The sequence below is a fragment of the Burkholderia sp. 9777_1386 genome (genome assembly GCF_015712265.1).
In the GTDB taxonomy this organism is placed as follows: Bacteria; Pseudomonadota; Gammaproteobacteria; order Burkholderiales; family Burkholderiaceae; genus Burkholderia; species Burkholderia cenocepacia.
The window spans coordinates 1-23,320 of sequence record NZ_JACCQB010000083.1 but is presented as its reverse complement, the minus strand read 5'-3'; the positions used below and the strand labels follow the sequence as shown (position 1 = coordinate 23,320).

Below are 23,320 nucleotides of genomic sequence, written 5' to 3'. Positions count from 1 at the left end.
CCCCACGCCCCCTGCAAGCCTTCTTACGCCTTCCGCGAAATCCTTATCGAAATTGCTTCGTTCGCCTTTGCCGGCCGCGCCGCTAACGTGTTCAAAACGGCGGCGGCACGCCGGATGCCTCGCATCGGGCACGACAGCCGCCGCCATCACGACAACTGCGTCGCGATAACGGAACAGACCGGACGGGCCGCGTGCCCGCACCCCGCCAGGAACGTCCGCATCGCGCGCCATTCGCGATGCCCATGGCCACGAACGACCGCATCATCGACACGACGCCGCTCGACGTCCGCGCGCAGCCGCTGATCGACGCGCTGATCGACGAGTATTCGATCCGTTACGACGCGTACCGCCCCGACAGCCGCGCGTCGGCCCGCGACGAACTCGCACGCTACCCGGCCGAACTGTTCGCGCCGCCCGAAGGCGCGTTCGTGCTGTTGCTGCGCGACGGCGAAACGATCGGCGGCGGCGCGTTCAAGCGCTACGACGCACGGACCGCCGAACTCAAACGCATCTGGACGCGCACCGACCTGCGCCGCCAGGGCCTCGCCCGGCGCATCGTCGAAGCGCTCGAACTGCGCGCCGCGCAGCAGGGCTACCAGCGCCTCTACCTGACCACCGGCTTTCGCCAGCCCGAGGCGTGGGCGCTGTACGACCGCACCGGCTATACGCGGCTGTTCGATTCGTCGATCGATCCCGAAGCGTATTTCCATCTGCGCTTCGGCAAGGATCTCGTCGATCCGTCGCGCACGTCGACGCTGGCCGACCTGTGGGCGCCCGTGCCCGAACCGGTGCTGCCGCGCTGAGTGCACGACGTCCCGCATTTCATCTCGCCCATTCCGCTTTCCACGCTTCCACGACAGGACGTCTTCATGCATCGAGCCGTACCGTTTTCATCCCGTGCCGTGCGCACGCTGGCCACCGCGCTGATCGGCCTGAGCGCCTTCGCCGCCGCGACGGCTGCAGCCGCCGCGACGTTCGACCTGAGCCCCGAGCAGCGCGGCCGCCCGCGTGGCGCGGCCGATGCGGCGGTCGAGCGCGCGGTGCCCGCGTCGTTCAAGTTCGCCGAGCCCGGCACGCTGACGATCGGCATCGCGCCGAGCCTGCCGCCGATCAGCTCGTATGCGACCGACGCGCGCACGGTGATCGGCTTCGACGCCGACGTCGGCCAGCTCGTGTCCGACAGCCTCGGCCGCAAGCTGAAGATCGTCGCGCTCGCGTGGGCCGACTGGCCGCTGGCGCTCGAATCGGGGAAAGTCGACGCGGTGATCTCGAACGTGACCGTCACCGAGGAGCGCAAGCAGAAGTTCGATTTCTCGACCTATCGCAAGGATCAGGTCGGCTTCTACGTGCGCAACGACAGCAAGATCCAGGCGATCCGCGAGCCGAAGGACGTCGCGGGGCTGCGCATCGTGACCGACGCCGGCACCAACCAGGAAAAGATCCTGCTCGCGTGGGACCGCGAGAACGTCGCGCACGGGCTGAAACCCGTGCAGATCCAGTATTACGACGACCAGGCGATGCGCATCGTCGCCGTGCAGTCGGGCCGGGCGGACGCGGTGTTCAGCGTGAATTCGGTGCTCGCGTATCAAAGCGCGCAGCAAGGCAAGACGCGGCTCGTCGGCGCAATCAGCGGCGGCTGGCCGCGCACGGCCGACATCGCGATCGCGACGCGCCGCGGCAGCGGCCTCGCCGAGCCGCTGACCGTCGCGCTGAACGGGCTGATCAAGAGCGGCCGCTACCAACAGGTGCTCGACCGCTGGAACCTCGCGTCCGAAGCGATCGACCAGTCGCGTACGAATCCGCCCGGGCTGCCGAAAAGCTGAGCGCCGCGCGCCCGCAACCGTCCATCCACGCTCACGCAGGAACGCCGCTCACCATGTCTTATTCGCTTTCGTTGCTGGACAAGAGTCCGATCGCCGACGGCGCGAACGCCGCCGACGCGCTGCGCTTCACCACGACGCTCGCGCGACGCGCCGAACAGCTCGGCTACGCGCGCTTCTGGGTCGCCGAGCATCACGGCACGCCGGGCTTCGCGAGTTCGGCGCCGGAGGTCGTCGTCGCGCACCTGCTCGCGCACACGTCGCGCATCCGGATCGGCTCGGGCGGCGTGATGCTGCAGCACTACAGCCCGTTCAAGGTCGCGGAAACATTCAAGCTGCTGGCCGCGCTCGCGCCGGGCCGCGTCGATCTCGGCATCGGCAAGGCGCCCGGCGGGCTGCCGCTGACCACGCGCGCGCTGCAGTGGTTCCACGACAAGGCGCGCAAGCCCGATTTCGCGGGGCAGCTCGCGGAGCTCGACGCGTTTCTCGGCTGGGGCGTGGCCGAAGATCATCCGCTCGCCGGCGCGGTCGCGATGCCGGTGCCGCCGCAGTTGCCCGAACGCATCCTGCTCGGCGGCTCGCCGGACAGCGGCGCGCTCGCCGCGCGCCAAGGCTGGCGCTTCTGCTACGCGGGCCATTTCAACGGCGACGACGCGAATCTCGAACGCTCGCTCGACGCGTACCGCGGCGCGGGCGGCGAGAAGCCGCTCGTCGCGCTGTACGCGGTCGCCGCGCCGACGCGCGACGAGGCCGAACAACTGATCGGGCCGCTGAAGATCTTCAAGCTGCAGTTCGCGGGCGGCCAGAGCTTCAATCTCGGCAGCGCGCAAGCGGCTGCGGAATTCGCGCGGCAAAGCGGCGCGTCCGACTACCGGATCGACGAGCTGCGCCCGACGGTGCTGGCCGATACGCCCGAGGGCGTGCACCGCGCGCTCGACGCGCTGAGCCGGCGGCTCGACGTCGATGCGTTCGTGATCGATTCGCCGGTCTCCGACTACGCGGCGCGGCTCGCGTCTGCCGAATGGCTCGGCGGCGCGCTGTCCACCACGCCGTTGCAAGCGGCCCTCGCGGCCGATCGCTCCCTCTCCCCTGACCAGAACGCGTGACATTCCCATCATGACGACCCGACGATCGATTCCCTTCGGCCTGATGCTGCAAGGCGCAGGCAGCCACATGAACGCGTGGCGGCATCCGAGCAACCCGCCCGACGCCAGCATCAACCTCGACTTCATGATCGGCGTCGCGCGCAAGGCGGAAGCCGCCGGCATCACCTTTGCGTTCGTCGCGGACGGCCTCTACATCAACGAGAAGTCGATCCCGCATTTCCTGAACCGCTTCGAGCCGCTGACCGTGCTGTCGGCGCTCGCGGTCGCGACGAAGAAGATCGGGCTCGCGGGCACGATCTCGACGTCGTACAGCGAGCCGTTCACGGTCGCACGCCAGCTCGCGTCGCTCGACGCGATCAGTGGCGGGCGCGCCGGCTGGAACGTCGTGACGACGCCGCTCGAAGGCACCGCGAAGAATTTCGGCAAGGCACACCCGGATCACGAACTGCGCTACGAAATCGCCGACGAATATCTCGACGTCGTGCAGGGCCTGTGGGACAGCTGGGACGACGATGCATTCGTGCGCGACCGCGCGAGCGGCCGCTTCTTCGATCGCGACAAGCTGCATACGCTCGATCACCACGGCCGCTTCTTCCAGGTCGCGGGCCCGCTGAACATCCAGCGCTCGCCGCAGGGGCAGCCGGTGATCTTCCAGGCCGGCTCGTCCGACACCGGGATCGGCCTCGCGGGCAAATACGCGGATGCCGTGTTCACGCATTCGCCGTCGATCGACGAAACGGCCGCGTTCACGCGGCGCGTGAAACAGAGCGCGATCGAGCACGGGCGGCAGGCCGGCGACGTGAAGATCTTCCCCGGCGTCGGGCCGATCGTCGGCCGCACGGCCGCCGAAGCGGAGGACAAATACCAGGCGATCCGCGACCTGCTGACGATCGACGAGGCGCTCGCGTACCTCGGCCGCTATTTCGATCACCACGACTTCACGCAGTACCCGCTCGACGCGCCGTTCCCGGAACTCGGCGAGCTCGGCCGCAACAGCTTCCGCTCGACCACCGACCGGATCAAGGCCGATGCGAAACGCAAGGGCCTGTCGCTGCGCGAGACCGCGCTCGCGGTCGCGACGCCGCGGCCGAACTTCATCGGCACGGCCGAGCACGTCGCCGACGAACTGATCCGCTGGCACGACGCGGGCGCCGGCGACGGCTTCATCCTCGGTTTCCCGGTGCAGGCGCAGGGCGTCGACGATTTCATCGAACTCGTGATTCCGGTGCTCGAGGCGCGCGGCCGCTACAGCCGCGACCTGCCCGGCGCGACGCTGCGCGATCACCTCGGTCTGCCGCGCAAGGCGAGCCGCTACGCGACGCCCGGCGCCGCACAGGAAGCGGCGGCCGAAGCGCACGCCTGACGCCGCCGCGCCGCCCGTGCGCGGCGCGCCCGCCGATCGATCGATTCGAGGATTCCCACGACATGAGCGACACGACCCATCTCGGCGGCGCGCTGCCGCCGCTCTCTTCCCCCGGCGCTCGCGAGCCCGGCACGCATTTGCGGATCGTGCCCGCGCGCCACCGGTCGCGCACGGCCGGCACCGTGCTCGCGCTCGTGCTGATCGCGCTCACGCTGCATTCGATTCTCGGCAACCCGCAGTGGGGCTGGCCGGTGTTCGCCGAATGGTTCCTGTCGCCGCCGGTGCTGTCGGGGCTCGCGCGCACGCTGGTGCTGACGCTGCTCGGCGCGGTGTTCGGCTTCGTGCTCGGCGCGTTCGTCGCGCTGGCCCGGCTGTCGCGGTCGCGCCTGCTGTCGGCCAGCGCATGGACCTTCGTGTGGCTGTTCCGCTCGATTCCGCTGATCGTGCTGCTGCTGATCCTGAACAACCTCGGCTACCTGTACGAGCACGTGCGGCTCGGCGTGCCGTTCACCGACATCGTGTGGTTCGACACGCCGACGACCGACCTCATCAGCCCGTTCCTCGCGGCCGTGCTCGGCCTCACGCTGAATCATGCGGCGTTTTCCGCGGAGGTGATCCGCGGCGGCATTCTCGCGGTCGACCAGGGCCAGCTCGAAGCCGCCGCCGCGCTCGGGCTGCCGCGCGGCCGCCAGACGTCGCGGATCGTGCTGCCGCAGGCGATGCGCGCGATCCTGCCGACCGCGTTCAACGATCTGATCACGCTCGCGAAAGGCACGTCGATGGTGTACGTGCTCGCGATGCCGGAGTTGTTCTACACGGTGCAGGTGATCTATCGCCGCAACCTCGAAGTGATTCCGCTGCTGATGGTCGCGACCGTCTGGTACCTGATCATCCTGACCTTGCTGTCCGCGATCCAGGTACAGGTCGAGCGGCACTATGCACGCGGCGCGCTGCGCAACCCGCCGCCGTCCGTGGTCACGTTCGCGCTGGCGCGCATCGGCGGGCTGTGGCGGCGTGTCACGTCGCGCCGCACGGCCTCGATCGCCCGTGCACGAGGCGAGGCCGGCCCGTCTGCCGATACCGTGGCCGCGGTGTCGCGCACCGGCGGCGAAGTGGCCCTGCACGGCGTGTCGAAGCAGTTCGGCATGCAGCGCGTGCTCGACAACGTGTCGTTCGTCGCGCCGCGCGGCAGCGTGACCGTGATCGTCGGGCCGTCCGGCTCCGGCAAGTCGACGCTGCTGCGCACGATCAACCATCTCGAACGCGTCGACGACGGCTTCATCGACATCGACGGCGAGCTGATCGGCTATCGCCGCGACGGCGACGTGCTGCACGAGCTGAAGGAGCGCGACGTGCTGAAGCGGCGCACGGCCGTCGGCATGGTGTTCCAGAACTTCAACCTGTTCCCGCACCTGACGGTGCTCGAGAACCTCATCGAAGCGCCGGTCGCCGTCGCCGGCGTGACGCGCGATGCAGCCGAGCACAGCGCACGCGCGCTGCTCGCGCGCGTCGGCCTCGCGGATAAGGCCGATGCGTACCCGCGCCAGTTGTCCGGCGGCCAGCAGCAACGTGTCGCGATCGCGCGGGCGCTCGCATTGCGGCCGAAGGTGCTGCTGTTCGACGAGCCGACGTCGGCGCTCGATCCCGAACTCGTGAACGAAGTGCTCGACGTGATCAAGGAACTCGCGCGCTCGGGCACGACGCTCGTGATCGTCACGCACGAAATCGGCTTCGCGCGCGAAGTGGCGGACAACGTGCTGTTCATGGAACGCGGGCGCATCGTCGAGGCCGGGCCGCCCGCCGCCGTGCTCGATGCGCCGTCGCATCCGCGCACCCGCGCGTTCCTGTCGCGGGTGCTGTGATGCGCGCCGCTTCCGACTCGCGGGGTGCCGCACGATGACCGATCGACGCCAGTTCATCACGGCCGCGCTGCTCGCGGCATCGGGCCTGCCGTGGCAGGCGGCACGCGCGGCGGCGGCCACCGCCGACCTCGACCCGCGCCAGGCCGGCCGCCCGCGCGCCGGCCCCGACGACGCGGCCATCCGCGCGGCCAGCGGCTACCGCTGGGTGCGCGACGGCGCGTTCACGGTCGCGATCTCGCCGCACGCACCGCCCGTGTCGACCTATGCGACCGACGCGCGCACCGTGGTCGGCGCCGATCCCGACTATGCGCAGCTCGTTGCCGACGCGCTCGGCCGCACGCTCGTGCTGCTGCCGATCGCGTGGGCCGACTGGCCGCTCGGGCTGACGTCCGGCAAGTACGACGCGGTGATCTCGAACGTCGGCGTCACCGAGAAGCGCAAGGAGAAATACGATTTCACGACCTACCGGCTCGGGCTGCACGGCTTCTACGTGCGCACCGCCAGCCCGATCGCGAAGATCGCGGAGCCGAAGGACATCGCGGGTTTGCGGATCATCACCGGCGCCGGCACGAGCCAGGAGCGCATCCTGCTCGAATGGAGCAAGCGCAACGTCGCGCAAGGGCTGAAGCCGGCCGAGCTGCTCTATTTCGACGACGATGCGACGGCGCGCGTCGCGCTGCTGTCGGGCCGCGCGGATGCGGAGCTGAACCCGAACGCGTCGCTCGCGTACGAGGCCGCGCGCACCGGCAAGATCCGCCGCGTCGGCGTCGTCAATGCGGGCTGGCCGGCGAATGCGGACGTCGCGATCGCGACGCGCCGCGGCAGCGGGCTCGCGCCGGCGCTGACGCTCGCGACCAATGCGCTGATCGGCAACGGCCGCTACGGGCAGGCGCTCGCGCGCTGGGGTTTGCAGAGCGAGGCGATCGCGCGGGCGGAGACCAATCCGCCGGGGTTGCCGTCGTTCTGAGCGTTCAAGGCAAGCGCCCCGGCATGCCGTGATGGCGATGCCGGGGCGCGTCAACGTGCGGCAGTTCGGCGGGTTCGCCTACGCCGGCACCGCCGCCCGATAGCGGTCGAGCTCCGCAACATGCGCGTGAATCGCCGGGATCAGGTCGCGCCCGTAGGCCAGCGCATCGTCGAGCGGATCGAAACCGCGAATCAGGAACGTCGATACGCCGAGCCGGTAGTACGCGCCGAGCGCACGCGCGACCTGCTCGGGCGTACCGACCAGCGCGGTCGAATTCCAGCGTGCGCCGGTCAGGTTCGCAACGCCCATCCACAGCCGTTCGTCGAGCACGTCGCCCTGCGCGGCGGCGGCCATCAGCCGCTGCGAGCCCGCATTCTGCGGCGCGTGACCGGCGATCGGCTGACCGTTCGCGAGCCGCGCCGCGCGCACGCGTTCGCGGATCGCCTCGGCCTTTTCCCACGCGGCCGCCTCCGTATCCGCGACGATCGGCCGGAACGACACGCTGATGCGCGGCGCCCGCCCGAACGGCGCGGCGGCGGCCCGCACGCGCGCGATCTGCTCGCGCACCGCGTCGAGCGGCTCGCCCCACGTCATGTAGACATCCGCATGCTCGCCCGCGACGGCGAGCGCGGCCGGCGACGAGCCGCCGAAATAGATCGGCACATGCGGCCGCTGCGCGCCCTTCACGACCGGCGACGCCCCGCGCAGCCGGTAGAACGCGCCGTCGTGATCGACCGGCGCATCGGCCAGCCAGATCCGTTTCAGCACGTCGAGATATTCGCCGGTGCGGCGATAGCGGGCATCGTGCGGCACGAAATCGCCGTCGCGCTGCAGATCCGCATCGTCGCCGCCGGACACCACGTTCAGCGCCAGCCTTCCGCCGCTGAACACGTCGAGCGTCGCTATCTGCCGCGCGGCGGCCGACGGCACGATCACGCCCGGCCGGTGCGCGAGCAGGAGACGGATGCGCGCGGTCGCGGCGGCCGCGAACGACGCGACGATGAAGCCGTCCGCCGCGTTGCTGAAATGGCCGATCAGGATCTGGTCGAAGCCGGCGGCTTCGTGCGCCTGCGCGAAGCGGCGCACGTAGTCCGGCTGGACGGCCGCGCCGCCCGGTACGTCGACCTCCGCGCCGGGTGTCGCGGTGATCATGCCGATGATGTCGACTGGCATGTCGGGATGTCCTCGGGTATGTCGATCGGGAAGCGCGGGAATCGTGCAGCGGGCCGCACGGTCACTGCGCGGCGGCGGTCTTCTGCGCAGGCGCCGCGAACGCGCCCGCATACGAGCGGTCGAGCAGCTTCGACGTGTCGTACGCGGCCGGAATCACGCCGGACTTGTGCAGGAAGTCGGCCGTGTTCTGCGCGTCCTTCGCGGCCGTCTCGTCGACCGGGCCGACGCGCTGCCGAGCATTGTTGAGCCAGCGATACGCGACGTCGGGTTCGAGATTCGCGCGTTTCGCCCACAGGTCCGCGTACTCGCGCGGATGGCTGTCGACCCACTGGCGTGCGGCCACCACGCGCCGCAGGAAATCGGTGATCTCCGCGCGCTTGCCCGAGGCGGCCTGCTCGTTCGCGGCGACGAAGCTCAGCGCCGGCATCAGCCCCTGCGCGGTCGTCACGGGCCGCGCGCCCTGCCGTAACGCCAGCGTGCTGACGAACGGCTCCCACAGCGACACCGCATCGACCGAACCGTTCGCGAGCGCGTTGGTCGCGTCGATCGGCATCAGGTACGCGTACTTCACCGAATCGGCGCGCAGGCCCGCGTGTTCGAGCGCGCGCAGCACGAGTTGCTGGCTCCAGGCGCCGCGCCATACCGCGATGGTCTTGCCCTGCAGGTCGGCCACGGTGCGCACCGGCGAGTTTTTCGGCACGAGGATCGCGACGCCGTCGAGACTCTGCCGCGACACCGCGACGACCTTGACCGGCGCGCCGCGCGCGGCCAGCGTGAGCAGCGCGGAATCGCCGAGGAAGCCGAGGTCGATCGCGTTGCCGTTCAGGCTTTCGGCGACCGGCGCGGCGGCCTGGAAGTGCTTCCATTCGATCGTGTAAGGCAGGTCCTTCAGCACGCCGGACGCTTCCATCGATGCCTGGATGTTGAAGTAGTTCTGTTCACCGACGCGCAGCGTGACGGTGTCCTTGGCGATGCCCGGCTGCGCGGCAAGCGCCAGCAAGAGCGCCGTGACGATTCGGCTCAGCAACATGATCTCCCGGAAGGTTGGCGGGCGGCCGCGCGACGGCGACGCCCTTGGTCCGCCGTGCGCGACCGCCGGCGGAACGGATGGAACCGGTGAAGATACGTCGATCCATTTCATGACACAAACGCAATATTCTTCTATGCAAAGATGCAAATATTTTATGAAGCACGCGCGTGCGGCCACCGCTTCGCCGCCGGCCGCCGCCGCGTGAAGTTCGAACGATTCCTCGATAGATATTTCGCACGCGAAACACATTCCCGACTATATTTCGCATACGAAATAACTGCCCGAGCGAGGACGGCCATGACCTCCGAACCCATCGATTTTTCCGCCGCCGACGGCTACGTACTGCACGGCACGCTGTGGTCGCCGGACGCGCCGCCGCGCGCGCTGGTCCTGATCCATCCGGCGACGGCCGTGCCCGAGCGGCTGTATGCGGGCTTCGCGCGCTTCCTGACCGAGCGCGGTTTCGCGGCGCTGACCTACAACTATCGCGGCATCGGCGCATCGCGGCCCGCGCGGCTGCGCACGCTGCAGGCCCGCATGCGCGACTGGATGGAGCTCGACGTGGGCGCCGCGACCGCGTGGGCCCGGCACACGCATGAAGGGCTCCCGTTGCTGGCGGTCGGCCACAGCGTCGGCGGACACGCGATCGGGCTGTCCGGCGCGACGACGCATCTGCGCGCGGCCGTGCTCGTCGCCGCGCATGCGGGCAGCACGCGGCTGATCGCGCAGGCGGCCGAACGCGTGAAGGTGCGGCTGATCCTGCGCGTGCTCGGCCCGCTGACGTCCGCGCTGCTCGGCTACGTGCCCGGCAAGCGGCTCGGGCTCGGCGAGGATCTGCCGGCCGGCGTGTTCCGCGAATGGAGCCGCTGGACGACGCTGCCGCACTACTTCTTCGACGATCCGACGCTCGGTGCGGCCGAGCGCTTCTCGAAGCAGCAGTTGCCGATCCTCGCGCTCGGCTTCGACGACGATCCGTGGGCGAATCCGGCCGCGATCGGCCTGCTGGTAAGCTATCTGACCCGCGCGAAGGTCGAACGCCGCCAGATCGATCCGCGTGCGGCGGGCAGCGGCCCGGTCGGGCACATGGGCTTCTTTCGCAGCCGGCCCGGCACCGTGCTGTGGCCCGACGTCGCCGACTGGCTCGCGCAGGCGCTCGACACGCCGCGCGCCGCGGGCCGCCCCTCCCTTTCCATTGCAGCCGGGAACCCAGCTTGAGCGAAGACCGACGACTGTTTTTCATGTTGAACATCGGCCAGCGGCGCGTGCAGCGCTGGATCGACCGCAAGGCCGAAACCGAGACGCGCGCGAGCGCCGCGCAGGCCGGCGTGCTGTTCTGTCTCGCGAAACAGGACGGCGCGCTGATCGGCGAAGTCGGCGCGACGCTGCAACTTGCGCCATCCGCGATGACGGGCCTCGCCGACCGGATGGCGAAAGCCGGCCTCATCACGCGTCATGCCGATTCGGACGACGGCCGCGCGACGCGGCTGTACCTGACCGACGACGGCCACGCGGCACTCAAGCGTGCGCGCGTGCTGCTGCGCGAACTCAACGGCAAGCTGTGCGACGGGTTTTCCGACGACGAACTCGACGTCGTCGCGCGCTGGCTGCATGCGTTGCAGGAGCGCTTTCCGGCGGAGCGCTGAACCGCGCTTCACGCGCGCGCGGCCGGCGTGCGCGCGCATCAATCGCAAGCGATTGCGATTCGCGTTTTCGATTCGATTTTCATGCCGCGCAACGGCAAAACTTGCGGGCCCGATGCGCGCTTTCGGCAACGCTTTCCGGCTACGTCCTGTTACAAAAAACCGCCTGTCGCGCGGCATTCGAATCGCCTACATTGCAATCCACTTCGACACATTCGTCGCATGCCCGGACTGGCTTTCCCGTCGGGTCGACATCGCAGACACACCCGACAAGCAATGAAAAGAAGAGGAGTCTTAACCGAAGCGCTGGCGGCATCCAGCGCACGCGGATTGCGATGACTGAAACGGCATGCTGAACGGCACGCAACGACACGCGGCATGATTGCCGCGCCCCGGCTCGCGTTGTCTCGTCGTGCCCCGCCATCGCATTCGCCCCTCACCGAGGAGTCGTCCATGCGACGCATGATCGTGTCCCATCCGCTTGTCACCCGCCTGTCCGCCGCGATGGCGCTGGCCGCCGCTGCCGCGGCGCACGCCGAACCCGTCGTCGTCTCCGGCCCCAGCCCGTTCGCCGCGTGCACCATCGGCGGCCCGGGCACCAACTACGTGAATGCAGAAGTCGAACCGTGGCTCGCGGTCAACCCGGCGAACCCGAACAACATGATCGGCGTGTGGCAGCAGGACCGCTGGTCGAACGGCGGCGCCCACGGGCTCGTCGCCGGCTACACGTTCGACGCCGGCGCGACCTGGGCGCGCACGCCGCAGCCGTTCAGCGCATGCGCGCCGGGCGGGCTGAAATACGAGCGCGCGTCCGATCCGTGGGTATCGTTCGGGCCGGACGGCACCGCGTATTCGGTATCGATCTCGTTCAACCAGTCGAACAACGGCAATGCGGTCGGCGCGTCGGTCTCGACCGATGGTGGGCAAACGTGGAGCAGCCCGGCCGTGCTGATCGCGAACGACGAACCGACGACGCAGTTCTTCAACGACAAGGAATCGGTGACCGCCAACCCGGTGAAGGCCGGCACCGCGTACGCGGTATGGGACCGTCTCGAGCTGCCGAACGGCAATCCGTACGCGAACCTGCACACGAAGGCGTACCGCGGGCCGACGCTGTTCTCGAAGACGACCGACGGCGGCAAGACGTGGAGCGCCGCGAAGGTCATCGTCGACGTGCCGTCGCGCCAGCAGACGATCGGCAACCAGATCGTCGTCGATCCGAAGAGCGGCACGCTCTACGATTTCTTCGACCTGATCCAGCCGCCGTTCAGCAAGGCGGCCGGCAAGGTCGCGTTCATCAAGTCGACCGACGACGGCGCGACGTGGACCCAACCGCAGGTGATCGCCGGACTGCAGACGGTCGGCGTCACGGATCCGAACACCGGCGAACCCGTGCGCACCGGCGACATCATTCCGGAACCCGCGATCGATCCCGCATCCGGGCAACTCTATGTCGTGTGGCAGGACAGCCGCTTCAACGGCGGCGCATACGACGAGATCGCGCTATCGACGTCGAAGGACGGCGGCGCGACCTGGAGCGCGCCGCAACAGGTGAACACGCCGACCGGACGCCCGGCGTTCAATCCGTCGGTGCGCGTCGACAACACGGGTGCGGTGATGGTCACGCACTACGACTTCCGCGACCTGCAGGCCGGCAACACGACGACGCTGCCGACCGGCTTCTGGCGCAAGATCTCGCACGACGGCGGCGCCACGTTCGCCGACGAGCGGCGCGTCGGCGGCCCGTTCGACATGAAGCTCGCGCCCAATGCCGAAGGGTTCTTCATCGGCGACTACCAGGGGCTCGACGTCCTTCCGTCGTCGTCGTTCCATCCGTTCTTCGTGCAGACCAACGCGGGCAACCTGACGAACCGCACCGACGTGTTCTTCGCGCCGTAACGCGAGCCCGACCATCTCGCCGCCGCCCCGCCGCCATGCGTCGCGCGGCGGCGGGCGCAGGTCCCGCGCCTCAATGCATGTCGGTCAGCACGATGCGCCCGTCGACCTTCCCTTCCCGCAGCTTCGCGAATACGTCGTTGATGTTGCCGAGCCGGTCGCGGTGGATGTGCGCGCGCACCAGGCCGTCCGCCGCGAAATCGAGCGATTCCTGCAGATCGCGCCGCGTGCCGACGATCGACCCGCGCACGGTGATGCCGTTCAGCACGGTCGAGAAGATCGGCAGCGGGAAATCGCCCGGCGGCAAACCGTTGAGCGCCACCGTGCCGCCGCGCCGGACCATCCCGAGCGCCTGCGCGAACGCGCTGCGCGACACGGCCGTGACGAGCACGCCGTGCGCGCCGCCGATTTCCTTCTGGATCACTGTTGCGGGGTCGTCGATCGACGCGTCGATCGTCAGGTGCGCGCCCAGTTGCCGCGCCAGCGCGAGCTTGTCGGGGGAAATGTCGATGGCCGCGACGTGCAGGCCCATCGCCCGCGCATACTGCACGGCCACGTGCCCGAGGCCGCCGATGCCGGAAATCGCGAGCCACTGGCCCGGGCGCGTGTCGGTGACGCGAATGCCCTTGTAGACCGTGACGCCCGCGCACAGGATCGGCGCGATCTCGTCGAACGCGACCTGCGCGGGCAACTGGCCGACGTAGTCGGGATCGGCCAGCACGTATTCCGCGTAGCTGCCGTTCACCGAATAGCCGGTGTTCTGCTGACCGTGGCAGAGCGTTTCCCAGCCCGTGCAGCAGTACTCGCAATGGCCGCAGGCCGTATAGAGCCACGGCACGCCGACGCGATCGCCCTCGCGCACGTGCGTGACGCCCGCGCCGACCGCCGCGACGATCCCCACGCCTTCATGGCCCGGGATGAACGGCAGCGACGGCTTGACGGGCCAGTCGCCGTCGGCCGCGTGCAGATCGGTATGGCAAACACCCGACGCCTTGATGTTGACGAGAATCTGGCCGGGCCCCGGTGCCGGAATCGGCACTTCCTCGATGCGCAACGGCGCGCCGAACGCGTGTACCACGGCCGCTTTCATGGTCTGGGTCATGCGTCGCTCCTGTCTGGTCGATGAGCGACTCAGTATCCGGTTCCGGAATCAGAGCACGTTGATACGCGTCAACGCATCGGAACGGATGCAGCAACCGACCCGACGCGCCACGATCGGCATCGTTCGACGTGAAAGCTCGCGCCGTCGATCGCTCGCCGCCCCGCCGCTCGCGCCCCCCTTTCACCGCTCCGACGGAAACCCGACGAGATCCCGCCATTCGGCTTGGAATTTGACATGATATAACATATCATCTCGCGTGCTCGTCCGCCTGACACCGTCCCGACCCGGTGGCCGAGCCTCGCCGAGCCATGTTCCAACGGGTCATTGCGCGTCATAGACGCAACAATATATCGTATCCAGTGGTGACCCGTATCGCTCGTTATCCGATCCGATTCCAACCGATTCACCGACCATGCGCGACCTCCCTCGCTTACCGCTTCGCCCGCTCTCGTCCCTGTCGCTGATGCTGTTCGCCGCCGTCGCCCACGCGCAGACCGATGCACCGGGCGCGTCCGGCACGCCCGCCAACGCATCCGCGCCGCTTGCACCGATCTTCGTGACCGCGAACCCGCTCGGCGACACCGAACTGATCGCCCCGACCGTCCAGCTCTCCGGCGATGCGCTGACACGCCGCCAGGCCGATTCGCTCGGCGAAACGCTCAACGGGCTGCCTGGCGTGTCGACCACCACCTACGGGCCGATGGTCGGTCGGCCGATCATCCGCGGGATGGACGGCGACCGGATCCGGCTGCTGCAGAACGGCGTCGCGGCCTATGACGCGTCGTCGCTGTCGTACGACCATGCGGTGCCGCAGGATCCGCTGTCGATCGAGCGCGTCGAAATCGTGCGCGGGCCGGCCGCGCTGTTGTACGGCGGCAACGCGGTGGGCGGCGTGGTCAACACGATCGACAACCGGATTCCGCGCGAAGCGATCCAGGGCGTGACCGGCGCGCTCGACGCGCGCTACGGCGGCGCGAATTCCGTGCGTGCCGGCGCCGCGCAGGTCGAAGGCGGCAACGGCCGCTTCGCGTTCCACGTCGACGCGTTCGATCGCGAAACGAGCAAGCTGCGGATTCCCGGCTACGCGCGCAGCAGCCAGCAACGCGCGATCGACGGTCCCGACACGCCGCAACCGGAAGGCAACGTGCCGAACAGCGACGGCCGCGTGCACGGCGGTGCGGTCGGCGCGTCGTACACGTGGGCGGACGGTTTCGCAGGCCTGTCGTACAGCGGCTACGAATCGAACTATGGCTCGGTCGCGGAAAGCGACGTGCGGCTGCGGATGCGTCAGGAACGCCTCGCGCTCGCGTCCGAGGTGCGCAACCTGAGCGGGCCGTTCACGACGCTGAAATTCGATTTCGCGTACACCGACTACCGTCACAAGGAAATCGACAACGGCGAGACGGCGACCACCTTCCGCAATCGCGGCTACGAGGCGCGCATCGAGGCGCGCCATCGCAAGATCGGGCCGTTCGAAGGCGCGATCGGCGTGCAGTTCGGCCAGAACACGTTCTCGGCGCTCGGCGACGAAATGCTCGTGCCGTCCACGCGCACCAACAGCGTCGCGCTGTTCGGCCTCGAGGAATGGCAGGTGGTCCCGACGCTGAAGCTGAGCCTCGGCGGCCGCTTCGAGCATGTGAAGGTCGATCCCGATCCGGCCGGCGTCGAGAAATTCGCGGGCGCGCAGCCGCGCGACTTCAACGCGGGCAGCCTGTCGGCCGGCGCGCTGTTCACACTGACGCCGGTCTGGTCGATCGCGGCGAACGTCGCCTACACCGAACGCGCGCCGACCTTCTACGAGCTGTATTCGAACGGCCCGCACGATGCGACCGGCCAGTTCCTGATCGGCAACCCGAACGCGTCGAAGGAAAAGGCCGTGTCGACCGACCTGTCGCTGCGCTATGCGAGCGGGCCGAACCGCGGCAGCGTCGGCGTGTTCTACAACCGCTTCTCGAACTACCTGACCGAGTACAACACCGGCCGCGTCGTGGACGACGACGGCGAACCGGTCGCGCCCGGCACCGACGGCTCGCTCAACGAGGCGATCTACCGCGGCGTGCGCGCGGAGTTCTACGGCATCGAGCTGGACGGCAAGTGGCGGGCATTCTCGCGGCGCGGCCACACGGTCGATCTCGAACTGACGGCCGACTACACGCACGCGCGCAACGTCGACACGGGCCAGCCGCTGCCGCGCATCGCGCCGCTGCGCGCGACGCTCGCGGCCGACTACGGTTACGGCCCGTTCGGCGCGCGCGCGCAGGTCACGCATGCGTGGTCGCAGCATCGCGTGCCCGACGACGACTTCTCGACGGACGGCTATACGTCGCTCGGCGTGATGCTGACGTACAAGTTCCGCGTCGGCCCGACGCACTGGCTCGCGTACCTGCGCGGCGACAACCTGACGAACCAGGAAATTCGCTACTCGACGTCGGTCGTGCGCGGCTTCGCCCCGCAAGGCGGCCGCAGCGTGATGGCCGGATTGCGCACCACGTTCTGACCCTCGCACGGCTCGCGGCGCCCGCCGCGAGCCTTTTGCCGGCGCGCCCCCGAACCGCCCGCGCCTTCCCATTTATCCGTCAATCGATCGCATCGTTTCGCATTGAAACGCACGCCGGATCGCACCCCAATTCGTCCGCAACGAAATTCCGTTATTCACCGGTAAATCAGAAAGAAATCATCAGACAATTATTATAAAGAAGATGGTTTTTGTTTTATCAGTAAAACCGGTTTCAAATCCCCCGCATAACGCATTGAATAAATGCCCTCCCGGCAGCTTATTGATCGGGATCAAGAATGCCCGAGCGACAAGGCTTTCATCACTCGAAAAACGAATATCAGGGTTTTCGAAGGGTAAAGAATCATCGCGAATACCCGTTAAAGCCGGCACGAGCCCGTATCTGGTCGAACTAATAAATTCCATTTGCCAACCACACGCACGGGGGCCCAAACGTGAAAATCGCCAGAATGAGCATCAAAACGAAACTCCTCGGCGGCTTCGGCCTGCTCGCCGCGGTCGTCGTGATCGTGTCGGGCATGGCTCTCAAGGCACTGTCCGACACGAACGCCGAGTTTTCACGCTACATGAACGGCATCAACGCACGGGCGAACCTGTCCGCGCACATCCGCACCGCGGTCGACCGGCGCGCGATCGCCGCGCGCAACCTCGTGCTCGTCACCCGGCCGGCCGACGTCGAGGCCGAGCTGGCCGAGGTGAATCGCGCGCACAAGGACGTGCAGGACCATCTCGCGAAGCTCAAGGAACTCATGGCGAACGCGACCGACACCTCCGATCGCGCACGCGAACTGGTGGCCGACATCGTGCGCATCGAAACCCGCTACGGGCCCGTTGCACTGCGCATCGTCGGGCTCGTGCAGGCCGGCAAGAAGGACGAGGCAACCGCCGATATCGACGACAATTGCCGCCCGTTGCTCGCGCAACTGGTGCGGGCGACCGACGCCTATGCGACCTATACGCACGAACGCGAAACCGAGATCGCGCAGGCCTTCGCGGATCGCTACACGGTCGAGCGCAACCTGCTGGCCGGCATCTGCCTGATCGCCGTCGCGATCGCGGCCTGCGGCGGCCTGTGGCTGACCCGCAAGATCACGGTGCCGATCAGCGCGGCCGTGGACGTCGCGCGCACGGTGGCGAACGGCGATCTCGGCAGCCGCATCGAGGTGCGCGGCAACGACGAAACGCGCGACCTGCTCGACGCGCTGCGGACGATGAACGAACGGCTGATCGGCATCGTCGGCCGCGTACGCGACTCGTCGAACAGCATCGCGCACGCGGTCAGCGAGATTGCGTCGGGCAACCTCGACCTGAGCCAGCGCACCGAGGAACAGGCTGCGTCGCTGCAGGAAACCGCGGCGACGATGGAGGAATTCACGTCGACGGTGCGCCTGAACGCGGAAAACGCGCAACAGGCGAGCACGCTCGCCGCGAATGCGTCGGACGTCGCGCACCGCGGCAGCTCGGTGGTCGGCCGCGTGGTCGACACGATGACGGAGATCGGCCACAGCTCGTCGAAGATCGCCGACATCACGGGCATCATCGAAGGCATCGCGTTCCAGACCAACATCCTCGCGCTCAACGCGGCGGTCGAAGCCGCGCGCGCGGGCGAACAGGGCCGCGGCTTCGCGGTCGTCGCGAGCGAGGTGCGCAATCTCGCGCAGCGCTCGTCGACGGCGGCCAAGGAAATCAAGGAACTGATCACCGCGTCGGTACAGACGATCCGCGACGGCTCGGCGCTCGCGGGCGAAGCCGGCAAGACGATGTCCGACGTCACGCAGGCCGTGGCGCGCGTGACGGACATCATGGGCGAGATCGCGGCCGCGTCGGCCGAGCAGAGCCGCGGCATCGACCAGGTGAACCTGACGATCACGCAGATGGACGAGACGACGCAGCAGAACGCGGCGCTCGTCGAGCAGGCGGCGGCCGCGTCGAAGTCGCTCGAGGCGCAGGGCCGCGAGTTGTCCGAAACGGTCGCCGCGTTCCGGATGCCGTCCGGCGCACATGGCGCGTCGCCCGGCGCGCATGCGCAGGAAGCCGGCCCGCGTCACTGGCAGCCGGCTGCCGCGTAACGGCGGTCGCGAACGAGACGGCGATGCGCACGCTGTTTCGCTTGTGCGCGTGCGCCGCGCTGGCGCGCACCGGACGATGCACGGCCACGCGCGGCACGCGATGCGGCAGCGCGTCGTCGTCACCCGATAACGCGTCCGGAAGTACGCATGCATGGCGACGCGCATCGCCGCTGCGTGCGACGCGTTTCCGGCACGCGCGCGTGTAGGCCGACACGCCGCGCAGCACAGCCGCATTCCGCATCGAAGGTCAGTGCCGCCGATTCGCGTGCCGTCATGCGCGCACATGGATCGCCGACAAAATCGCCCGCCATGCGCGCCACGCGCCGCCTGGCCTTGCACACATTGCGTCCGCAGCCGTGCGCAAGTTTCGGTCCCGCTCCCGCATCGCGCGTTGCCGTGCCGTCGTCACCGATACCGCGCGACAGGCGGGTCCACCTCGTCCGTCGATACAGACTTTTAAAACGCACGAATGACGAGTATCCTAAAAAAAGCACTTCTCGACCGGACGGCGAATCGCATGCCCTGACTCCCGTCCGATCGCCATGCGGCCCCATCGTATCGCGCAGCGCGCGCCGATGGCGGCGTCTGCCTCTCGCGCCTTGGCCGCACGAACCTTCCCCCAACAATCGTCAGGAGAGCTGGTGAGCCGACTCGTCGTCGTATCCAATCGCATCGCAGATCCCCGTAAAGCCGCGGCCGGCGGCCTCGCCGTCGCCGTGAAGGACAGCCTGCAGGAAACCGGCGGCGTCTGGTTCGGCTGGAGCGGCAGGCTACGCGGCGGCGACGATCAGGCCGCGCGGGGCGACGACGTGCAGATCCAGAACGTCGGCGGCATCCAGCTCGCGACGATCGATCTCGATCCGCAGGATTACGACGCTTACTACCTCGGCTACTCGAACAACGTGCTGTGGCCGGTGTTTCACTATCGGCTCGACCTCGCGCAGTTCGATCGACGCTTCGCCGACGGTTACCGGCGCGTGAACCAGCTGTTCGCGCGCAAGCTGAGCACGCTGCTGCGGCCCGACGACGTCATCTGGGTGCACGACTACCAGCTGATTCCGCTCGCCGCCGAGCTGCGCGCGATGGGGTGCACGAATCCGATCGGCTTCTTCCTGCACATCCCGATGCCGCCGCCGCCGATCATGGCCGCGATCCCGGAACACGAATGGCTGATGCGCTCGCTGTTCGCGTATGACCTCGTCGGCTTCCAGACCGAATCGGATCTGCTGCACTTCGAGCATTACGTCGAGGCGGAAGCCGGCGCGGCGCGGTTGCCGGACGGCCGGCTGCGCGCGTTCGGCCGCACGCTGTCGGCCGGCGCGTTCCCGATCGGCATCAACGTCGACGAGTTCGAGTCGCTCGCGCGCGATCGCGACGGCCTCGACATGTTCGAGCGGATGCGCGACGAATATTCGCGCCGCCAGTTGCTGGTCGGCGTCGACCGGCTCGATTACACGAAAGGGCTGCCGCAGCGCGTGCATGCGTTCCGCCAGCTGCTCGAACAGTATCCGGAGAACCGCGACCGCGCGACGCTGATCCAGATCGCCGCGCCGAGCCGCGAGGATCTCGGCGCGTACGACGACCTGCGGCGCGAGATGGACAGCCTGTGCGGCGCGATCAACGGCGACTACGGCGAGCTCGAATGGATGCCGATGCGCTACATCCACCGCACCGTCGCGCGCAAGCGCCTGCCGGGCCTCTACCGCGCAAGCCGGGTCGCGCTCGTCACGCCGCTGCGCGACGGGATGAACCTCGTCGCGAAAGAGTTCCTCGCCGCGCAGGACGCGGCCGACCCCGGCGTGCTCGTGCTGTCGCGTTTCGCGGGCGCGGCCGAGCAACTGAAGTCGGCGCTGCTCGTCAATCCGTACGACACGCAGGGCACCGCGCAGGCGATCCAGCGCGCGCTCACGATGCCGCTCGAAGAGCGCCGCCAGCGTCACGCGGCGCTGATGGCGATCATGCGCAAGACCGACGTGCACTGGTGGCGCACGCGCTTTCTCGAAGCGCTCACCGAAGCGGCCGAAGTGGCGGCCGCGGCCGAATCCTGACGCGCTGACGCGCGCTCACGCGCCGGTCGTCGCGCATTCGAGCACGACGCCGTTTGCATCGCGCGCGTCGACCGAAATCGGGATGCGCGCGCATGCTCCCGGTCACCACGCAATACGCATCGAACCGATCGAGCGCGCGCGTCGCGGCCGCGAGGCCGGCCCAGGTCCGGCCGACCGACAGGCGCACGGCCATCGCGCCCACGCGCACCCTGCCCGCTTCGTTCCGCACCATATCGACATCGACATCGACATGCGCGGTGTCCGGCTGCGAATCGACGTGCCGCCGCTCCAGCGCAAACGCCACGCGGCGGCTTCAGCGATCGTGTTCATGCGGCCGGCCGTACGCGACGAAATCGCGCTCGACCGCCGACGCCTGCTCCGTTTCGATCGCACCGCCGCGCGCGCCGGCATCGTCACCGGGCGACGCCGACGTGGCCGACGACGGTTCGATGCGCCCGTCGATCAGCGCCTGCAGCGCGTCGCGCTCGAGCACCTCGCATTGCAGCAGCCGTCGCGCGATGCGTTCGAGCGCGTCGCGCCGTTCGCCGAGCGTCGCCGCGACGCGCACATGCGCATCGGTCAGCAGCGTGCGCACCTCGTCGTCGATCATGCGCGCGGTATGCTCGCTGCAGCGGCCGTCGGCGCCATGCCATGCGCTCGGCATGCCCTGGCGCGCGTCGCCGTCGTCGAACGTCGCGAGCCCGATCTTCTCGCTCATTCCGTATTGCATGACCATGTGGCGCGCCATCGCGGTCGCGCGTTCGAGGTCGTTCTGCGCGCCGGTCGACACATCGCCGAACACGAGTTCTTCCGCCACGCGCCCGCCGAGCAGTGCGTCGATCCGGTCGAGCAACTCGCTGCGCCGCAGGACGTAGCGATCCTCGGTCGGCACCTGCTGCGTGTAGCCGAGTGCGGCGACACCGCGCGGAATGATCGACACCTTCTTCACCGGGTCGCAATGCGCGCGGCTTTCCGCGACGAGCGCGTGGCCGGCTTCGTGATATGCGATCGTCAGCTTCTCCTGCTCGTTCATCACGCGGCTCTTGCGCTCGAGGCCCGTCAGCGCGCGGTCGATCGCTTCGTCGAAATCGGCCATGCCGATCGCCGGCTTGCCAAGTTCGGCCGCATGCAGCGCGGCCTCGTTGACGACGTTCGCGAGATCGGCGCCGACGAAGCCCGGCGTGCGCGACGCAAGCTCGCCGAGATCGACGTCGGCCGCGAGCTTCACGCGCTTCACGTGCACGCCGAGGATCTGGCGGCGGCCGTTCACGTCGGGCCGGTCGATCGCGATGTGGCGATCGAAACGGCCCGGCCGCAGCAGCGCGGGATCGAGGATCTCGGGCCGGTTGGTCGCGGCCATGATGATCACGCCGGAGCCGGCCTGGAAGCCGTCCATCTCGACCAGCAATTGATTGAGCGTCTGTTCGCGCTCGTCGTTGCCCGACATCGGGCCGACGCCGCGCACCTTGCCGAGCGCATCGAGCTCGTCGACGAACACGATGCACGGCGCCTTCTGCTGCGCCTGCTCGAACAGGTCGCGCACGCGCGCGGCCCCCACGCCGACGAACATCTCGACGAACGCCGAGCCGCTGATCGAGAAGAACGGCACGGCCGCCTCGCCGGCCACCGCGCGCGCGAGCAGCGTCTTGCCGGTGCCGGGCGCGCCGACGACGAGCACGCCTTTCGGGATCTTGCCGCCGAGCCGCTGGTAGCGATCGGGGTTGCGCAGGAACGCGACGAGCTGCTGCAGTTCGGCCTTCGCTTCGTCGATGCCGGCGATGTCGTCGAACGTGATGCCGGTTTCCTGCTGCACGTACACGCGCGCCCGGCTCTTGCCCATCCCGGTGAAGTCCTGCAGCCCGCCGCGCTTGCGCAGCATCATGTTCCACACGAACACGAGCAGCATGAGCGGCAGCAGCCACGATGCGAGCGACGCGATCCAGCCGGTGTCGGGCGTGCCGTGATAGCGGATGCCGGCGGCGGTCAGCGTGTCGATCAGGTGTTCGTCGGTCACGCGGCTGGTCGTGAAGCGCCACGGCGTGCCGGCCTGCTGCACGACCGCGGCGTCGGACGCCGGCAGCAGCGTGCCGGCCTGCGGCATCTTCAGCGTGCCCGAGATCGACGCGGGGCCGACCTCGAGATCGTCGACCAGCCGCGCGGCGACGAGCCGGTGGAAATCGCTGTATGCGATCGGTGTCGACGTCGGATGCAACATCAGCAACTGCGCGGCGAACAGCACGAAGAAGCCCGCCGCGATCAGCAATCCCGGGTAGTCGAATTTCCTGTCCATGGCATCGGGCCGGCCGTATCTGCTGCGCGGCGTGCGCTCACGCCGGCACGCGCGCGCAACCGGTACGCGGCCGCGGCAGCCATGCGAAAACGCCATGCATCCACGTCATCGTCGCCTCGCTGTCTCGCGTCGTTCGTCGCATCGATGCCGCCTCGGCAACCCGTGGGCCGGCGTCGCCGGGCGATCCTCGCCCGGGCGGCGCGCCGCGACGCGCCGCCCCTGATTCCAGTCTAGTTCGCGCGTGGACGTCGCGCAGCGCTCGCGGCGCAAGCGTCGAATCGTCCGACAAACGGCTTTCATCCGCCCCCTTGCCGCGCTATAGTCGCGCTCATGACATTTTTGTGACAGTCGCATCGTGCCGCCGCGCGCGATGCCGGCCGTTGCATCCCGCGCCGCATTCGCCGCAGCCCGCGCGGCCGCCGGGCGCGCATCGAACGAC

Annotated in this window: 19 protein-coding genes; 12 read left to right on the top strand and 7 right to left on the bottom strand. The window is 68.7% G+C overall.

Annotation, left to right across the window (positions count from 1 at the left end; all coding sequences use genetic code 11):
- A partial coding sequence (locus tag H0X91_RS35110) for a hypothetical protein (protein WP_216352641.1) occupies positions 1-231 on the bottom strand: 231 nt, incomplete at its 3' end.
- A gap of 11 nt (positions 232-242) precedes the next feature.
- Between H0X91_RS35110 and H0X91_RS33125 the strand changes: the two genes are divergently transcribed.
- The 6 genes from H0X91_RS33125 to H0X91_RS33100 all read left to right on the top strand — a co-directional run bounded on the left by H0X91_RS33125 (position 243) and on the right by H0X91_RS33100 (position 7,118).
- On the top strand, positions 243-803 hold the full coding sequence (locus tag H0X91_RS33125; RefSeq protein WP_006494834.1) for a GNAT family N-acetyltransferase: 561 nt from the start codon (positions 243-245) through the stop codon (positions 801-803).
- Between the two features lie 66 nt (positions 804-869).
- The gene (locus H0X91_RS33120; protein ID WP_196433715.1) at positions 870-1,823 is read left to right on the top strand and encodes an ABC transporter substrate-binding protein; all 954 of its coding nucleotides are present in this window, start codon (positions 870-872) and stop codon (positions 1,821-1,823) included.
- Between the two features lie 53 nt (positions 1,824-1,876).
- Entirely contained in the window at positions 1,877-2,926 is a 1,050-nt protein-coding gene (locus H0X91_RS33115; protein ID WP_196433714.1) for an LLM class flavin-dependent oxidoreductase, read from the top strand.
- A gap of 10 nt (positions 2,927-2,936) precedes the next feature.
- Complete coding sequence (locus H0X91_RS33110; RefSeq protein WP_196433713.1) at positions 2,937-4,289, top strand: LLM class flavin-dependent oxidoreductase; 1,353 nt, start codon at positions 2,937-2,939, stop codon at positions 4,287-4,289.
- Positions 4,290-4,351: 62 nt separating this feature from the next.
- Complete coding sequence (locus H0X91_RS35385; protein WP_196433712.1) at positions 4,352-6,151, top strand: amino acid ABC transporter permease/ATP-binding protein; 1,800 nt, start codon at positions 4,352-4,354, stop codon at positions 6,149-6,151.
- Positions 6,152-6,185: 34 nt separating this feature from the next.
- Positions 6,186-7,118: an ABC transporter substrate-binding protein gene (locus H0X91_RS33100; protein WP_006494830.1), complete on the top strand. Its 933-nt coding sequence runs from the start codon at positions 6,186-6,188 to the stop codon at positions 7,116-7,118.
- Positions 7,119-7,196: 78 nt separating this feature from the next.
- Here the strand turns inward: H0X91_RS33100 and H0X91_RS33095 are convergent, their stop codons facing one another.
- Both H0X91_RS33095 and H0X91_RS33090 read right to left on the bottom strand, forming a co-directional pair.
- Positions 7,197-8,291 carry an LLM class flavin-dependent oxidoreductase gene (locus H0X91_RS33095; RefSeq protein WP_006483029.1) on the bottom strand — a complete coding sequence of 365 codons (1,095 nt, stop codon included), beginning with the start codon at positions 8,289-8,291 and terminating at the stop codon, positions 7,197-7,199.
- Between the two features lie 61 nt (positions 8,292-8,352).
- Entirely contained in the window at positions 8,353-9,321 is a 969-nt protein-coding gene (locus H0X91_RS33090; protein WP_006494828.1) for an ABC transporter substrate-binding protein, read from the bottom strand.
- Between the two features lie 297 nt (positions 9,322-9,618).
- Here H0X91_RS33090 and H0X91_RS33085 point away from each other — a divergent pair, with 297 nt between their 5' ends.
- From H0X91_RS33085 to H0X91_RS33075, 3 genes are all read left to right on the top strand, one after another.
- The gene (locus tag H0X91_RS33085; protein WP_006494826.1) at positions 9,619-10,536 is read left to right on the top strand and encodes an alpha/beta hydrolase family protein; all 918 of its coding nucleotides are present in this window, start codon (positions 9,619-9,621) and stop codon (positions 10,534-10,536) included.
- Positions 10,533-10,964: a MarR family winged helix-turn-helix transcriptional regulator gene (locus H0X91_RS33080; protein WP_006483055.1), complete on the top strand. Its 432-nt coding sequence runs from the start codon at positions 10,533-10,535 to the stop codon at positions 10,962-10,964. The genes H0X91_RS33085 and H0X91_RS33080 overlap by 4 nt, the downstream gene beginning before the upstream one ends.
- 450 nt (positions 10,965-11,414) lie before the next feature.
- A complete protein-coding gene (locus tag H0X91_RS33075) occupies positions 11,415-12,860 on the top strand; it encodes a sialidase family protein (RefSeq protein ID WP_034202319.1) in 1,446 nt (481 codons plus the stop codon).
- Between the two features lie 70 nt (positions 12,861-12,930).
- On the opposite strand, the gene adhP is transcribed toward H0X91_RS33075, so the two are convergent.
- The gene (adhP, locus tag H0X91_RS33070) at positions 12,931-13,959 is read right to left on the bottom strand and encodes an alcohol dehydrogenase AdhP (protein ID WP_006483046.1); all 1,029 of its coding nucleotides are present in this window, start codon (positions 13,957-13,959) and stop codon (positions 12,931-12,933) included.
- Between the two features lie 412 nt (positions 13,960-14,371).
- Here adhP and H0X91_RS33065 point away from each other — a divergent pair, with 412 nt between their 5' ends.
- Positions 14,372-16,456, top strand: coding sequence for a TonB-dependent receptor (locus tag H0X91_RS33065; RefSeq protein WP_230878078.1), 2,085 nt, complete (start codon positions 14,372-14,374; stop codon positions 16,454-16,456).
- Between the two features lie 180 nt (positions 16,457-16,636).
- Here the strand turns inward: H0X91_RS33065 and H0X91_RS33060 are convergent, their stop codons facing one another.
- Positions 16,637-16,846, bottom strand: a complete 210-nt coding sequence (locus H0X91_RS33060; protein WP_124633885.1) for a hypothetical protein — start codon at positions 16,844-16,846, stop codon at positions 16,637-16,639.
- A 77-nt stretch (positions 16,847-16,923) separates the two neighbouring features.
- Here H0X91_RS33060 and H0X91_RS33055 point away from each other — a divergent pair, with 77 nt between their 5' ends.
- Positions 16,924-18,543: a methyl-accepting chemotaxis protein gene (locus H0X91_RS33055; protein ID WP_077176904.1), complete on the top strand. Its 1,620-nt coding sequence runs from the start codon at positions 16,924-16,926 to the stop codon at positions 18,541-18,543.
- Between the two features lie 641 nt (positions 18,544-19,184).
- Entirely contained in the window at positions 19,185-20,591 is a 1,407-nt protein-coding gene (gene otsA / locus H0X91_RS33050; RefSeq protein ID WP_006483013.1) for an alpha,alpha-trehalose-phosphate synthase (UDP-forming), read from the top strand.
- Here otsA and H0X91_RS33045 read toward each other — a convergent pair.
- Positions 20,551-20,895 carry a hypothetical protein gene (locus tag H0X91_RS33045; RefSeq protein WP_230878077.1) on the bottom strand — a complete coding sequence of 115 codons (345 nt, stop codon included), beginning with the start codon at positions 20,893-20,895 and terminating at the stop codon, positions 20,551-20,553. The genes otsA and H0X91_RS33045 overlap by 41 nt on opposite strands.
- 9 nt (positions 20,896-20,904) lie before the next feature.
- Positions 20,905-22,881 carry an ATP-dependent zinc metalloprotease FtsH gene (gene ftsH, locus H0X91_RS33040; protein ID WP_077056814.1) on the bottom strand — a complete coding sequence of 659 codons (1,977 nt, stop codon included), beginning with the start codon at positions 22,879-22,881 and terminating at the stop codon, positions 20,905-20,907.
- Positions 22,882-23,320: the final 439 nt, after the last annotated feature.

Bases quoted from the DNA above. Each gene is read 5' to 3' on its own strand.
- H0X91_RS33125 (WP_006494834.1), top strand. From the start codon at position 243: ATGGCCACGAACGACCGCATCATCGACACGACGCCGCTCGACGTCCGC.
- H0X91_RS33120 (WP_196433715.1), top strand. From the start codon at position 870: ATGCATCGAGCCGTACCGTTTTCATCCCGTGCCGTGCGCACGCTGGCC.
- H0X91_RS33115 (WP_196433714.1), top strand. From the start codon at position 1,877: ATGTCTTATTCGCTTTCGTTGCTGGACAAGAGTCCGATCGCCGACGGC.
- H0X91_RS33110 (WP_196433713.1), top strand. From the start codon at position 2,937: ATGACGACCCGACGATCGATTCCCTTCGGCCTGATGCTGCAAGGCGCA.
- H0X91_RS35385 (WP_196433712.1), top strand. From the start codon at position 4,352: ATGAGCGACACGACCCATCTCGGCGGCGCGCTGCCGCCGCTCTCTTCC.
- H0X91_RS33100 (WP_006494830.1), top strand. From the start codon at position 6,186: ATGACCGATCGACGCCAGTTCATCACGGCCGCGCTGCTCGCGGCATCG.
- H0X91_RS33095 (WP_006483029.1), bottom strand. From the start codon at position 8,291: ATGCCAGTCGACATCATCGGCATGATCACCGCGACACCCGGCGCGGAG.
- H0X91_RS33090 (WP_006494828.1), bottom strand. From the start codon at position 9,321: ATGTTGCTGAGCCGAATCGTCACGGCGCTCTTGCTGGCGCTTGCCGCG.
- H0X91_RS33085 (WP_006494826.1), top strand. From the start codon at position 9,619: ATGACCTCCGAACCCATCGATTTTTCCGCCGCCGACGGCTACGTACTG.
- H0X91_RS33075 (WP_034202319.1), top strand. From the start codon at position 11,415: ATGCGACGCATGATCGTGTCCCATCCGCTTGTCACCCGCCTGTCCGCC.
- adhP (WP_006483046.1), bottom strand. From the start codon at position 13,959: ATGACCCAGACCATGAAAGCGGCCGTGGTACACGCGTTCGGCGCGCCG.
- H0X91_RS33065 (WP_230878078.1), top strand. From the start codon at position 14,372: ATGCGCGACCTCCCTCGCTTACCGCTTCGCCCGCTCTCGTCCCTGTCG.
- H0X91_RS33055 (WP_077176904.1), top strand. From the start codon at position 16,924: ATGAGCATCAAAACGAAACTCCTCGGCGGCTTCGGCCTGCTCGCCGCG.
- ftsH (WP_077056814.1), bottom strand. From the start codon at position 22,881: ATGGACAGGAAATTCGACTACCCGGGATTGCTGATCGCGGCGGGCTTC.